The sequence below is a fragment of the Paenibacillus sp. LS-5 genome, from assembly GCF_056121505.1.
In genome coordinates, this window is sequence record NZ_JBWAVA010000002.1 from 460335 (window position 1) to 475475 (window position 15141).

Sequence of the window (15141 nt, forward strand, 5' to 3'; positions counted from 1 at the left end):
CCTAGTTCCACCAGTTCATTAAAATTTTTTATATTCAGTGCGTACAATCACAAACTGTCTCCCCTGCTGGCGTTAAGGTATAGAGGTACAAGAAACCTATACCAACAACCCAAGGGAGGGCCCCTTATGACGGCCAAACAATTTAACAATACAATGACAGATCCATCCATTCATTTCACCGGTGAAGCCATGGTGAGAGATATCGTCCTGCAATTCCCCAAATCAGCCGATTACTTTAAGGCACAGCGGATTGACTTTTGCTGCGGAGGCGCGAAACCATTGGCAGAGGTAGCTGCCGAAAAAGGACTGGATACGGATGCAGTTATTCAGGATCTGAACAAACTATATGCCGAACATCCGGTGCTTGAAGAAGATACGGCCTGGAATGAAGCGTCTTCGGAAGAACTGGTAGATTATATTATTAACAAGCATCACAGATATTTGCGCGAAGAGTTACCGCTTATCGCCCAGAATGTAACGAAGGTCTTCCGCGTTCATGGTGAAGATTCTCCGCACCTGGCTGAGGTTTACCGCTTATTCCATACGCTGCGTGAAGAATTGCTGGAGCACACAGCTAAGGAAGAAGAGAGCGAATTCCCCAAAATGCTGGCCTATGATAAGAATCCAAGCGAAGAAGGGTTGACTGAACTGCGCGGACTTCTGCATTCACTGGAAGAAGAGCATGACGGGGCGGGAAACATTTTGCGCGAGTTGCGGAGAGTTACTGGGGACTTCACCCCGCCGGAGCATGCCTGCACCACCTACCGTCTCACTTATGCCCGGCTTGAGGAGCTGGAGGGAATGACCTTTGAGCACGTGCATCTGGAGAACAACATTCTCTTCCTGCGTTACCAATAGAGGATTATCGGTTTTACAAGTCCCTTCGGGGACTTTTTTTATGGGCTGGGACCAGGAATATTTGAGAACCGCACCCATTTACGTTATTCTTAAAAAGACTATGTACATAATCAAGACCTGTCTGAGCAGCAGTAGAAGGCTGGAAGCTGGCGGGAGAAGGCGGTGCCGGGAATGTCCGCGAAGTGGGTGTGGCGTATTTTGCTGGGAATGATGATCATGGCAGCTTTGAGCAGTTGCTCTTCAGTTCTGGAGTCCCAGACCGATGGCAGCAATGCAGGAACCGGTAATGCCGGACCGGCGCTTTCGGTTCTGGTCGGCAACAGTGAGCTTGCCTCAAGCTCGGGCAGGCAGCTAAGCGAGGCCTATACAGAAGGATTGACGCTTATTGAACTGTTTAAGAGAAGTGGGGTAGTCACCTTTGCGGATGACGGCTACAATATCCTGGCAGTCAACAAAGTATCTTTAAGCCCGGAATGGGTCTGGGAGATTGAATTGAACGGCAAAAAAATAACGGATTGGAACACCCGCGTTGACCGCGTGGATAGCATTGTTGCTGAAGCAATCCCAGCAGCAAGCGGGGCCGAGCTGCAGCCGGTTATTTTCACGGTGAACGGTGGCAGTGAGCAGCCACAGATGACGCATTCTTACGTGCTGCCTTATTCCAGAGAGTTGTCTGTCCGGGGTGTGCTGCAGACCAGCGGAATGGTACAGCTCTCCGAGGACAATAAAACAATAATCAGCATCATGGAGTACAAGCCGCTCAGTAAGGAGGCATGGACGCTGAAGGTTAATGGGAAGCAATTGCTGGACACCGGGATTGATATGAAGCTTAGACCCCAGGATACTCTGGAGGTTGAGCTGGTACTGCGTTAAATTTAAGATCACTTCGCCATTTTCCCTAGTTTTACGACATAGGGGAAATGGCGATTTTTTTGTATCCAAACGTATGGGGAAGCAGTTAAGAAATTATGTGAAATACTTCACAAATAATGTGATTACAATCACAAATCCCTTTCAAATTTAAACAGTATAATTTCACTATAAAGTATGTTGTGAGGAAGTTCAGAGCTTGAAGGAGGTCATTACAGTGACAGTGGAGAGAGAAAAACTAGTACTCATAGGTAACGGTATGGCAGGGGTAGGCACAATCGAGCAGATTTTGAAGCTTGGCGGCGCTTATGATATTACTGTATTCGGAAGTGAGCCACATCCCAATTACAATCGCATTATGCTGTCATATGTTCTGGAAGGCAGCAAGACGATGGAGGATATTGTCCTGAATGACCGCCAGTGGTACGCGGATCATCATATTACTTTGCATACAGGAACTACTGTTATCCGTATTGATGAAGCATCCCGGCAGATTATCACGGATAATGGGCTGTCAGTTGCCTATGACAAAGCCATAATCGCCACAGGCTCGAACTCGTTCATTCTACCTGTACCGGGAAGCGACAAGGAAGGTGTAGTCGGCTTCCGCGATATCGCGGATTGCGATGCGATGCTTGCAGCAGCGAAGCAGTACCGTACGGCAGCGGTTATCGGGGGCGGACTCCTGGGACTGGAAGCGGCTAAGGGACTTGTGAATCTCGGTATGGATGTTACGGTTGTACATTTGCTGGAGGATCTGATGGAGCGTCAGCTGGATCATACAGCTTCCTCCATGCTTCAGGCGGAACTGGCCCGTCAGGGTGTGAAGTTTGCTATGGGTAAGCAGACTGTAGAGCTGACCGGAGAAGAACGTGTGAACGGATTACGCTTCAGTGACGGAACAGAGCTGGCGGCAGATTTTGTAGTGATGGCAGTAGGAATTAAGCCGAATACTCAGCTTGCCAAAGAAAGCGGTATTACGGTGAATCGCGGGATTGTTGTCGATGATTATCTGCAAACCTCGATGCCAGGTGTATATTCCGTTGGTGAATGTACGGAACACAGAGGGACCTGTTACGGTCTGGTAGCACCGCTGTTCGAGCAGGGGATGGTGCTGGCCAAACATCTGTGCAATGTGCCGACTCAGCCGTATGAAGGTTCTGTCGTAGCCACCAAGCTGAAAATTTCCGGAGTGGATGTCTTCTCTGCCGGTGAGTTCACGGAAACTCCAGAACATACCGTCATCTCTTCCAAAGATGAATGGAAACGGACCTACAAGAAGATTCTGCTCAAGAATAATACCATTGTTGGGGCCGTACTCTTCGGCGATGTCACGGAATCAGCCAATCTGCAGAAGCTGGTGAAGCAGGGTTCGGAAATGACGGATGAGATCTACGGCGAAGTTATGGGTACTGGTTGCTGCGGTGGAGGCGGAGCCAAAAAGGGCTTGTCGGTGGAAACGATGGCCGATGAAGAGATCGTCTGCGGCTGTAACGGTGTGACTAAAAAAGCCATTGTCGATGCCGTAACGGAGAATGGATTCACCACTGTGGATGAGATCAAGGCCTGCACCGGGGCTACCCGTTCCTGCGGCGGCTGTAAACCTGTAGTGGAACAAATCCTGCAATTTGTCCTTGGGGACAGCTTCCAGCAGAGCGCCAAGCAGGGAATCTGCGGCTGCACCACCCTGAGCAGGGACGAGATCGTAGCCGAAATCACCTCTAAAGGGCTGAAGACAACCAAAGAAGTCATGAATGTACTGGACTGGAAGCAAGCCGAAGGCTGCTCCAAATGTCGTCCGGCAGTGAACTATTATCTTGGCATGATCTATCCTGACACTCATGAGGATGAGAAGGAATCCCGTTTTGTCAACGAACGGATGAGTGCGAACATCCAGAAAGATGGTACCTTTACAGTTGTACCTCGTATGTATGGCGGTGTTACGACACCGGAGGATCTGAAACGGATAGCTGATGTCTCTTTGAAATATGATGTTAAGGTTGTGAAGGTCACCGGCGGACAGCGTCTGGACTTAATCGGCATCAAAAAAGAAGATGTGCCCAAGGTGTGGGAGGAGCTGGACATGCCATCCGGCTATGCCTACGCAAAATCCCTGCGTACCGTGAAGACCTGTGTAGGCTCGCAGTTCTGCCGTTTTGGCACACAGGATTCGATGGGAATGGGAGCAATGCTTGAACGCAAATACGAGCGCCTTGATTTTCCAGCCAAGTTCAAAATGGCAGTCAACGGCTGCCCGCGCAACTGTGCAGAATCCTGCACAAAGGATATCGGCATCGTCGGTAACGATGGAGGATGGGAGATCTTCATTGGCGGTAACGGCGGAATCAAGCCGCGTATTGCTGACGCCTTCTGCAAGGTGAAAACTGATGAGGAACTGGTAGAGGTCTGCTCCGCAGTCATGCAGTATTACCGTGAAACCGGCAACTACCTGGAACGGACTTCCGAGTGGGTGGAACGCATGGGACTTGAGCAGATTCAGAAGGTGATTCTGGAGAACGAAGAGCAACGTAAAGAGCTTGCTGCACGTATAGATTTTGCCCTGGCACAGGTTTCGGATCCCTGGAAAAAAATGTTGGATGACCAGGAGACACGTACCGCACTTTTTGAGCAGGCAAGAGTCTGACCTATACCCACTATGAGAGGAGAGAGCTTAATGCAAACCACTACACAAGAATATGCTGTAGGCACGGTGGAAGAGTTCCTGCTGCAGATCGGCCGGGTTGTTACCACCGGTGAGATTGAATTAGCCATTTTCCGTACCTCGGATGGGGCCGTTTATGCCCTGGAGAATCGCAGTCCGCATCCCAAAGGCGGTCCGCTGGCTGAAGGGATCGTCTCCGGCTACTATCTGTACGATCCATTGTATGACTGGAAAATTGACCTGCGAAGCGGCGAAGTGCAAGCCCCAGACCATGGTCAGGTGAAGGTCTATCCGGTTCTACTGGACGGCGGTATTGTAAAGGTCAGCCTGTAAATATATTGGATGAATAAATAATTATTTGGAGAATGGCGGGGTGGACGTGTGTTTACGCAAAGTGTAGAGAATATCGTAGAGACGGCAGTATCCAAACGGGATAAGATGAATGAAAGTCTGCCGAAATACTTTCTTGCCGCATTGCTGGCTGGAGCCTATGTAGGCATTGGTATTATTCTGATTTTTTCGCTCGGGGCGCCACTGGCAGCAGTGAAATCTCCTTTTCAGCCGCTGATTATGGGTATGTCCTTCGGGATAGCCCTGACACTGGTAGTCTTCGCGGGCTCGGAGCTGTTCACCGGGAACAATATGTTTTTCACTGTAAGCACACTTGCGGGAAGAACCAGTGTATGGGATACGGTTAAGAATTGGGTTCTCGTATTTATCGGGAATGTTGCCGGTGCGGTGATTCTGGCATTGCTGATCCGGGGGACAGGATTATTTTCAGCCGCTCCGGCTGAACATCTGATTTTTACAGCAGCGGCTAAAAAAATGAGCCTGCCGTTCTCTGAGCTGTTTTTCCGCGGTATTCTCTGTAACTGGCTAGTCTGTCTGGCACTGTGGATGTCCTCCCGTGCCAAAAGTGAGACAGCTAAGCTAGTGCTGATCTGGTGGTGTTTGTTCGCATTCATAGCAAGTGGCTATGAGCATAGTGTTGCGAATATGACGCTGCTGAGCGTAGCCCTGCTCCTGCCTAACCACCCAGAGACCATCACCCTAGCCGGATGGATGCACAACATGATTCCAGTTACCTTGGGTAATATTATCGGCGGCGGTGTGTTTGTCGGCATGGCGTACTGGATGATCTCCCCGGTACGGGCTGCACGGACTGGTGTTATTAACAAGACGAAAAAGCAAGTCAGCTAGATTCTTAGAGAGCCCTGTGGTCAATGACTGCAGGGCTTTTTTGCATGAGTGAATAAAATGAACGTGGCACGAAATTTGTATGAATAGCGAAACTGCCCTGGCAAGAAAAAAAGACGCCGGACAGGGCGTCTTTGACCACTCTATTAATTTATGCGAATTCTCCGGGTCATATATGATTCATTGAGGTGAATAGAGGGTATTAGTATTAGGACATTAAATGCGGCAAATTTCGTTAGGACACAATTCACAGTGGCAGATGTCTTGAAGCATCGACAGATCCTTAATCACAATCATGCCATTCTCATATTCCACAGCATCTTTTTTACGCAAATCGCTCAGCATCCGGTTGACGCTCTCACGGGTTGCGCCGATCATGTTGGAGAGATCCGTATGCGTGATTTTTTTGTTGATCAGAATGCTGTCCCCGGTCTTCTCGCCATAGGTATTGCCCAGTCGAATCAGGGTGGAGCAGAGTGCGCCAGGCTTGCCGTACATCATCAGATCACGGAATTTCGTCTGTGTGAGACGGTGATGGATACCCATCCATTTCATAAAGTCGATGGCAAAATCACAATGCTGGCAGATCAGAATCTCCAGATCCTTCTGCTCGATAACGCCAACTTCGCTTTCTTCAATCACTTCAGCGGTGAAGCTGTGCTTGGTGCTGAAGAAAGGATCTGCCTGACCTACCATATCCCCTGCCTGATACATATACAGAATGAGTTCTTTGCCTTCGTCAGTAGATTTGGTAAGCTTCACACGTCCACGTTTGATATAAAACAATTTATCCGAGTAGTCACCTTCCCAGAACAAATGAGAGCCCTCAGGTACCATACGCTCTTTCATTGTAACCAGAAGCCGGTTAAAGTTCTGTTCGGAGAAACAGTTTGTATTGCCGTGGGCCTCGATAACATTATAATGTTCCTTTATCATAATCGATATCCCCTTTATTCCCTCAGTTTTTCAGTAAATTTTAAATTAATTATACCTTGAAATTCCTCTTTATGGGTGATAATTTTCGTTAAAAAGTGTCGATTTTTTAACATTGTGATAATTTTCACTTCAAAGGTGTGAGATTTAATATTCTTTTGAGCTGAAATAGGGATCAAAAGCATTAATCACTCACTATTATAGCAGTAGTCACCTATTATGGACAGATAATGGGTGCTGCTGTTATTTTCTTTTTTAGCGAATATTGATTTTTTAGGATGCAACCCCAGGATTGCATGAATGGTAAGACCTTGATAGACTTGTTGCAGGGAAAGAAAGCGATTTCCTGAATGATTCTATCATAATGAGGAAAGCTTGAGGGATGAGTATGGAGACTTTATTGTTATGGCCTGAGGGGGCACCAGGGGCACAGGGGACAAGTGATGAGGATTGTCCGGCGATTACGCCTTATCTGGTGGAAGGTGATAAGAATGCTGCTGTGATCGTCTGTCCGGGCGGGGCCTATGCTATGCGGGCGGATCATGAAGGCGGGCCGGTTGCAGAATGGTTGAACTCGCTGGGAATATCAGCCTTTGTGCTGCGTTACCGTGTAGCACCTTATGGTTATCCACATGCATTACTGGATGCACAGCGCGCGCTCCGGATGATCCGGCACCATGCAGACGAGTTCGGAATTGATTCTGGCAGATTGGGCATTCTGGGATTTTCGGCAGGGGGACATTTAGCTTCTGCTGCTGGTGTATTATTCGATAAAGGTGATGAAGATGCTTTAGACCCTATGGAACGACAGTCCAGCCGCCCTGATCTGCTGATCCTGTGTTATCCGGTAATATCTATGGCTGAAGGTGTAACTCACCAAGGTTCAAAAGAAAATCAGTTGGGAAGCCATCCTGATCCCGAGCTTGAAGAACGGCTCAGCAGTGAGCTTCAGGTAACGTCAGCAACGCCACCAGCGTTCCTGTGGCATACCTCGGACGATGAGGCAGTGCCGGTGGAGAACAGCCTCCGATTTGCCGCAGCGTTAAGCCGTCATCATATTCCGTTCGATCTTCATATATATGCGCATGGAGAACATGGGCTTGGTCTGGCAGGCGATGAGCCTCATACCCGAAGCTGGACGGAGGCATGTGCCTCCTGGCTGGATTTACAAGGATATTGCAAATAGTTTTAACAGAAGAAGCTTTTCATGGGCCGATGCGGTTCTATGGAAGGTTTTTTTCTTTTGGTTCTATACTTTGTCATTTTCCAAAAATTAACTATACCAATGGGATAAAATTCAATATAATGGAAAATAAAAGGCGATAAATTGCAAGGCGGTGATGCTTTTTGTCATGGGGTCCGGCGGGATTTATATTCTTCTCGACTATTGAGGGGGTTGGGATTTTTGCCATGATGATGTCGTTCTTCAGGTTAAGGGCGACGGATTATATATGGCCTGCACTATTTACAATTTTGCTGATGAACCTCGAGAGCTTTGTACTGAGGAATAATTTTGATATAGGCTATCTGGTACCTCTGGTAAACATGCTTATTTTTATCTTTTTGCTGACTGCGATCATTAAAGTACCTCTTATTTGGTCATCGATTATAGTGATTTCCGGCTATCTTGCCTTTAGTATGATCCAGCTTACTTTGATCCTCTTCCTATTTGGCTCTATTTCTCATTCACAAACTTCATTGCTTAATGAATATTATGGGCAATTCATATCCGGCTTTGTCAGTATGGCTCTAGCATGGTTTCTTTATAAATTCGGCATAGGGTTTACATTTGATTTTGAAAAGCTGCGCTCCCGTTGGGAGGTTGTACTAATGATTGGTTGGATTTTACTGTTTTTACTGCTGTTTTCACTCATTATGTACAAGAGTGAGACTAGCTGGTGTCTTCTTTTTTTTCCCAGCGCTTTTGTATTCTTAATGTACTATTCCATGAAAAAGGAGAAAATGAATGATTGAAATGCTTGCGGCAAGAATGGCTGTAACTTTAAAACGCTCTGTACCAGATCATCCTTCTTCTGTTGAAGTTTTTACATTTGCCATTTCCATGATGCTCAACCTGTTATTTATTGTCGCAGCGACACTGGGCATATCCCTATATAACGGACGGACGGTAGATGTGGTTATTACACTGATCTCGTTTGCTATTCTTCGCCAGTTGACCGGAGGTATGCATCTGAGATCCAATCTGCGATGCGCTATAGCTTCCACCTTGCTTTTTACAGGTATTTCGCTTCTTTCACTGGGGCAGTTTTGGATTCTTACGGCAACAGCAGCAGCTATCATTATCATCTGTATTTTTGCACCGGTCGGTATTAGCCAGCAATCAACGATACCCTCCAAATACTATCCATATATGAAGCTGGCAGCGATAGTGCTTGTCGCCTTCAACTTTCTGATATTGTCACCTGCTCTGGCGTTCAGCTTTTTGGCCCAGAGCATTACACTCGTGCTGGGAAAGGTGGTGAGATCATGAATCTGGTTGCAAATGTACTGACCAAGGTTGCAAGTGCTGCTGTAAGCACAAACAGCTTTTTGTTTTTTTTCAAAGGCAATATTCCCGCTGAACTGTTAAAAAAATAAATAAGAAGGCAGGTTGATTCCATTGCGAACGTTATCCGTTACCGCAACCGCTGACGGATCTACCGGGATCATCGCTGTTTACTTCGAACACATCCTGTTTCTTAAATGCAATTCCAACGAATCACAGTCTATCCTGGTACATACGAGGGAAGGCGTATACTACATCATGGGACCCTTGCGGTACTGGGTGAACGCGCTTAACAGCACCGGATGCATTTTTAGCATCGTAGATCGGGGAACGGCGGTCAACATCGCTAACGTGGCATGTCTAGACAGGACCTTCAAGGTTGCTTATTTCGATCCTGTGAGCAGCCAGAACTCTCTAAGCTGCACAATAGCCTATCATCGTTACAGAGTTGTTGAACAAGAACTGACCCGAATGAATCCTAATATTATATTGTGCTAGATAATCTTGTGAGGGGACTGTCCGATGACAGTCTCTATTTTTTATTTTCACCTCAGTTCCTTACTATAGAATATAAATTTCACAAAGACAGACTGGTGAACCAACGATCTGTACTTAACGGAGGTGAAACCCTGTAGATGGATAGAGATAAGATAGAGGAGCAACAACAAGAAAAGCAGTATTACAGTGAAATATGTCAAGTGAAAAAATTCACGTTCGCATAAACGACAAAAATAGCGCTGATTATAAACATAATATGTAAGTAAAACCTTAATATGATCGAATGAAAGCGCTTTGAAAACAAATCAAAAAAAACTTTATACTTTGTGAAAGATTTCACTATACAACCCGTAAAGGATGTGATAAGATAAATGTGTAGAGAAAAACAACCTAAAAATTGACAGGAGGACGAGGGAGATGGCAGTTAAAAACGAAGTCGCCGCCCAAGTGAAACAAACCACCGCTGAAGAGTATATTCAGGCTTTGGTGGATAAAGCAAAGAAAGCTCAAGAGGCTTACATGGAGCTGGATCAAGAGCAGGTTAACACAATCGTTCATGCAATGGCGTTGGCAGGACTCGACAAGCATATGTACTTGGCAAAGCTGGCTGTTGAAGAAACAGGCCGCGGCGTCTACGAAGACAAAATTACGAAGAACATCTTCGCAACAGAATATATCTGGCACGGCATTAAGTATGATAAGACAGTAGGCGTAGTTGAAGACAATCAATACGAAAGTTTCCAGAAGATTGCTGAACCAGTCGGAATCGTAATGGGTATCACACCGGTAACCAACCCAACATCCACCACGATGTTTAAAGCATTGATCGCCGCTAAGACACGTAACCCTATTATATTCGGTTTCCATCCATCTGCGCAAGAGTGTAGCGCTGCAGCAGCTAAGATTCTTCATGACGCAGCTGTAAAAGCTGGTGCTCCTGAAAACTGCATTCAATGGATCGAACTTCCTACAATGGACAAAACAAACGCACTGATGAACAATCCGGACGTTGCACTAATCCTGGCAACAGGCGGTTCGGCAATGGTCAAAGCAGCTTACAGCTGTGGCAAACCAGCTCTCGGCGTAGGCCCTGGTAACGTACCTGCCTTCATTGAAAAGAGTGCTGATATCGATCAGGCAGTAACCGACATTATCCTTTCCAAAACATTCGATAATGGTATGATCTGTGCTTCCGAGCAAGCGGTTATCATTGAAGAAGCAATTTTTGACCAAGTGAAAAAGAAAATGATCGCTAATGGCTGCTACTTTGTTAATAAAGAAGAAGCTGCCAAGCTGACAAGCGGCGCAATGAACGTCGAAAAATGCGCAGTAAACCCTGCTATCGTAGGTCAATCCGCAGTGAAAATTGCTGAAATGTGCGGAATTCAAGTTCCTGCCGGCACTAAGATTCTGGTTGCTGAACTTGAAGGTGTAGGTACTAAATATCCGCTGTCCGCTGAAAAATTGAGCCCGGTTCTTGCTTGCTACAAAGTTAAAAACGCAGACCAGGGTATCGAACGTGCAGCACAGATTGTTGAATTTGGCGGTATGGGTCACAGCTCGGCCATTCACTCCAACAATGAAGAAGTTATTATGAAGTTCTCGCACCGTCTGCAAACCGGACGTATTCTCGTCAATTCGCCTTCCACACATGGCGCAATCGGCGATATCTACAATACGAATATCCCTTCACTGACTCTGGGCTGCGGATCTTACGGCCGCAACTCTGTATCGCAGAACGTAACTGCCATTAATCTGATCAACGTGAAAAGGGTGAACCGTCGTACCGTGAATATGCAATGGTTTAAAGTACCTGACAAAATTTACTTCGAAAAAGGATCCACTCAGTACCTGGCTAAAATGCCTGACATCACACGGGTAGCTATTATCACTGACCCAATGATGGTTAAACTGGGCTATGTAGAAAGAGTTGAGCATTACCTGCGTCAACGCCAGACTCCAGTAGCGATCGAAGTGTTCTCGGAAGTTGAACCAGATCCATCGACTACTACTGTAGAAAAAGGTACTGCAATGATGAACAGATTCCAACCGGACTGCATCATCGCACTCGGTGGCGGTTCCCCAATGGATGCTGCCAAAGGCATGTGGTTGTTCTACGAACACCCAGACGCTGACTTTAACGGTTTGAAACAGAAATTCATGGATATCCGCAAACGCGTATACAAATTCCCTAAGCTTGGTAACAAAGCGAAATTCGTAGCGATTCCAACTACTTCGGGTACTGGTTCGGAAGTAACTTCTTTCGCGGTTATCACTGACAAAACAACTGCAAATAACACGAAATATCCATTGGCTGACTATGAGCTGACACCAGACGTAGCTATCATCGATCCTGAGTTTGTATACAGCTTGCCAAAAACAGCTGTAGCTGATACAGGTATGGACGTATTGACTCACGCTATCGAAGCATACGTATCCGTAATGGCAAGTGATTATTCGGATGGTCTGGCTATCAAAGCTATCCAATTGGTGTTCCAATACCTTGAAAAATCAGCATTGCAAGGCGACAAGCTTGCTCGCGAAAAAATGCACAACGCATCTACGCTTGCTGGTATGGCATTTGCTAACGCCTTCCTGGGTATCAACCACAGCTTGGCGCACAAATGGGGCGGACAGTACCACACCGCTCACGGCCGCACCAACGCCATTCTGATGCCGCACGTTATTCGTTACAACGCTAAAAAACCTACAAAGTTCGCTTCGTTCCCTAAATATTCGCACTTTGTAGCTGACGAACGTTATGCCGAAATCGCACGCATTCTGGGATTGCCAGCACGCACTACTGAAGAAGGCGTAACAAGCCTGATCAACGCAATCCGCGACATGAATAAAAAACTCGGCATTGAAGAGTCGTTCCAAGCACTTGGTTTCGATCCTAAGGATTTCGAATCCCGCGTAGACTACTTGGCTGACCGTGCATTCGAAGACCAATGCACCACTGCCAATCCTAAGCTGCCGTTGGTTAGTGAACTTGCTGATGTATACCGTAATGCTTTCTACGGCAGATTCGATAACTAATTGCCGGTTGTATATCAAAAAATGAGTTTGTAGGATAATCTGGGACTGGATGGAAGTGACAAATATCACCGAAAGAGTGATATTTGTCACAGTCCTTTTTCAGAAAATAAACTAAAATGTTTATATAAATAACGGTCCCTGTTATGAAGATGCAATTGTGAATTTTATAACAACCAGATCTTTTTGGGATCACGAGACACGGGATTAACCTTCAAGCCCGCGATCTCTACAAATATACTAAATATAAATGGAGGGATTTAGCATGTCGGTGATTGAAAAAGATGTACAAGAGGTTAAGTCTGGATGGCGCGGTTTTGCAAAAGGCAAATGGTCCAGAAAAGTAAACGTTAATGATTTTATCGAGAAGAACATCAAGCCTTATCTGGGCAAGGAAGATTTCCTTGCAGGTCCTACTTACAATACTACTGAACTTTGGAAAATCGTTTCTGAAATGACCAAGCAAGAAATTGCTAATGGTGGTGTGCTGGATGTGGACGTTAACACTGTATCCACTATTGTATCGCACAACCCTGGTTATATTGACAAAGACAAAGAACAAATTGTTGGCGTTCAGACAGATGCACCTTTTAAACGTTCCGTTCAACCGTTTGGCGGAATCAAGATGATGATCGATGCCACCAAAGCTTATGGTTTCGAACTTCCGCAAAACATTGTTGACATGTTTACGAACATCCGCAAAACGCATAACCAAGGCGTATTTGATGCATATACCTCTGAAATGAGAGCAGTTCGTAAAGCAGGTATCATCACTGGTCTTCCTGATGCTTATGGCCGTGGCCGTATTATCGGTGACTACCGTCGTGTAGCTCTTTACGGTATTGACTTCCTGATCAAAGAAAAGAAACAAGACCTTAACAACCTTGAAGTTGATTCCATGACTGAAAGTGTTATTCGTCTTCGTGAAGAAATTTCCGAGCAGATTCGTGCACTTGGCGAATTGAAGAAGATGGCTGAAATGCATGGAATGGATATTTCCAAACCTGCAAACAATGCTAAAGAAGCTTTCCAATGGGTGTACTTCGGTTACCTGGCTGCTATCAAAGAACAAAACGGTGCGGCAATGTCCCTCGGACGCGTATCCTCGTTCCTTGATATCTATGTAGAACGTGACCTTGCAGAAGGAACATTGACTGAAGAGCAAGCACAGGAACTGACTGACCATTTCATCATGAAACTTCGTATCGTTAAGTTCTTGCGTACTCCTGACTATAATGAACTGTTCAGTGGAGACCCAACTTGGGTTACTGAGTCTATTGGTGGTATGTCTGTAGACGGAACTACCCGCGTAACTAAGAACAGCTTCCGTTTCCTGCACACCCTGTACAACCTGGGACCAGCTCCAGAACCAAACCTGACTGTACTGTGGTCTGAAAAATTGCCAGAAGGCTTCAAAAAATACTGTGCTAAGGTTTCCATCGAAACTAGCTCAATTCAATATGAAAATGACGATTTGATGCGTCCAATCTACGGTGATGACTACGGTATCGCTTGCTGCGTATCTGCAATGCGTATCGGTAAGCAAATGCAGTTCTTCGGAGCACGTGCCAACCTGGCAAAAGCTTTGCTGTATGCTATCAACGGTGGTGTGGATGAAAAGTCCGGCGTACAGGTAGGTCCTGAACTGCCACGCATCACTTCTGATGTACTGGATTATGAAGAAGTAATGAAACGCTTCAAACCTATGATGGAGTGGTTGGCTAAGACTTACATGAACACTCTGAATGTTATCCACTACATGCATGATAAATATTCTTACGAACGTATTGAAATGGCTCTGCATGACCGCGATATCCTGCGGACTATGGCTTGTGGTATTGCTGGTCTGTCCGTTGCGACTGACTCCCTGAGCGCTATTAAATATGCTAAAGTTAAACCAATCCGTAACGAAGAAGGCATTGCGATCGACTTCGAAATCGAAGGCGAATTCCCTTGCTATGGTAACAACGACGATTCCGTTGATAACATTGCAGTTGAACTGGTTGAATCATTCATGACGATGATCCGCAAACACCACGCTTACCGTGATGCTCTGCCAACTCAATCGATCCTGACGATTACTTCTAACGTAGTGTATGGTAAAAAGACTGGTACTACTCCTGATGGACGTAAAAAAGGCGAACCATTCGCTCCAGGTGCTAACCCAATGCACGGACGTGATAAGAAAGGCGCTTTGGCTTCCTTGAGTTCCGTAGCTAAACTGCCGTACGAAGATAGCTTGGATGGTATCTCCAACACCTTCTCCATCGTGCCAAAAGCACTGGGTAAAGAAGAAGAAGGACGCAAATCCAACCTGGTATCGATGCTTGATGGATACTTCGCAAGCAAAGGTCACCACCTGAACGTTAACGTATTTGCCCGCGAACAATTGCTGGATGCTATGGAGCACCCAGAGAACTACCCACAATTGACTATCCGCGTATCCGGCTATGCTGTTAACTTCATCAAGCTGACTCGTGAACAACAAATGGATGTTATCAACCGTACATTCCATGGTGCAATGTAATATACAAGCATTTGCTTGAGCTCTAGGTATACAGTGAAATAGCTGCAAGGTGAT

General features: G+C 46.1%; 12 protein-coding genes. 11 read left to right on the forward strand and 1 reads right to left on the reverse strand.

The genetic code is table 11. From position 1 onward, the window contains the following. The first annotated feature begins 126 nt into the window (after nt 1-126). The 5 genes from ric (at nt 127) to AC0MA3_RS05400 (ending at nt 5590) form a co-directional block, all read left to right on the forward strand. Nucleotides 127-858, forward strand: coding sequence for an iron-sulfur cluster repair di-iron protein (gene ric / locus AC0MA3_RS05380; protein WP_379161808.1), 732 nt, complete (start codon nt 127-129; stop codon nt 856-858). Nucleotides 859-1029: 171 nt separating this feature from the next. Continuing rightward, complete coding sequence (locus tag AC0MA3_RS05385; RefSeq protein WP_379161811.1) at nt 1030-1731, forward strand: hypothetical protein; 702 nt, start codon at nt 1030-1032, stop codon at nt 1729-1731. A 214-nt stretch (nt 1732-1945) separates the two neighbouring features. Further along, nucleotides 1946-4372: a nitrite reductase large subunit NirB gene (gene nirB / locus AC0MA3_RS05390; protein ID WP_379161814.1), complete on the forward strand. Its 2427-nt coding sequence runs from the start codon at nt 1946-1948 to the stop codon at nt 4370-4372. A 30-nt stretch (nt 4373-4402) separates the two neighbouring features. Continuing rightward, nucleotides 4403-4723: a nitrite reductase small subunit NirD gene (gene nirD, locus AC0MA3_RS05395; protein ID WP_379161817.1), complete on the forward strand. Its 321-nt coding sequence runs from the start codon at nt 4403-4405 to the stop codon at nt 4721-4723. A gap of 48 nt (nt 4724-4771) precedes the next feature. Continuing rightward, a complete protein-coding gene (locus tag AC0MA3_RS05400; RefSeq protein WP_379161820.1) occupies nt 4772-5590 on the forward strand; it encodes a formate/nitrite transporter family protein in 819 nt (272 codons plus the stop codon). 213 nt (nt 5591-5803) lie between these two features. Here the strand turns inward: AC0MA3_RS05400 and AC0MA3_RS05405 are convergent, their stop codons facing one another. Next, nucleotides 5804-6523 (reverse strand): Crp/Fnr family transcriptional regulator, encoded by a 720-nt coding sequence (locus AC0MA3_RS05405; RefSeq protein ID WP_379161824.1) that lies wholly within the window; start codon nt 6521-6523, stop codon nt 5804-5806. Nucleotides 6524-6908: 385 nt separating this feature from the next. Between AC0MA3_RS05405 and AC0MA3_RS05410 the strand changes: the two genes are divergently transcribed. The 6 genes from AC0MA3_RS05410 (at nt 6909) to pflB (ending at nt 15087) form a co-directional block, all read left to right on the forward strand. Next, nucleotides 6909-7706, forward strand: coding sequence for an alpha/beta hydrolase (locus AC0MA3_RS05410; RefSeq protein WP_474655417.1), 798 nt, complete (start codon nt 6909-6911; stop codon nt 7704-7706). A 161-nt stretch (nt 7707-7867) separates the two neighbouring features. Continuing rightward, the gene (locus AC0MA3_RS05415; RefSeq protein WP_474655418.1) at nt 7868-8494 is read left to right on the forward strand and encodes a hypothetical protein; all 627 of its coding nucleotides are present in this window, start codon (nt 7868-7870) and stop codon (nt 8492-8494) included. After that, the gene (locus AC0MA3_RS05420) at nt 8487-9011 is read left to right on the forward strand and encodes an accessory gene regulator B family protein (protein ID WP_474655419.1); all 525 of its coding nucleotides are present in this window, start codon (nt 8487-8489) and stop codon (nt 9009-9011) included. Before AC0MA3_RS05415 ends, AC0MA3_RS05420 begins: the two co-directional genes overlap by 8 nt. After that, nucleotides 9008-9118 carry an AgrD family cyclic lactone autoinducer peptide gene (locus AC0MA3_RS05425; RefSeq protein ID WP_379161836.1) on the forward strand — a complete coding sequence of 37 codons (111 nt, stop codon included), beginning with the start codon at nt 9008-9010 and terminating at the stop codon, nt 9116-9118. The genes AC0MA3_RS05420 and AC0MA3_RS05425 overlap by 4 nt, the downstream gene beginning before the upstream one ends. A gap of 823 nt (nt 9119-9941) precedes the next feature. After that, nucleotides 9942-12563, forward strand: a complete 2622-nt coding sequence (gene adhE / locus AC0MA3_RS05430; protein ID WP_379161843.1) for a bifunctional acetaldehyde-CoA/alcohol dehydrogenase — start codon at nt 9942-9944, stop codon at nt 12561-12563. Between the two features lie 262 nt (nt 12564-12825). Next, entirely contained in the window at nt 12826-15087 is a 2262-nt protein-coding gene (gene pflB, locus AC0MA3_RS05435; protein ID WP_474655420.1) for a formate C-acetyltransferase, read from the forward strand. The last annotated feature ends 54 nt before the right edge of the window (nt 15088-15141 follow it).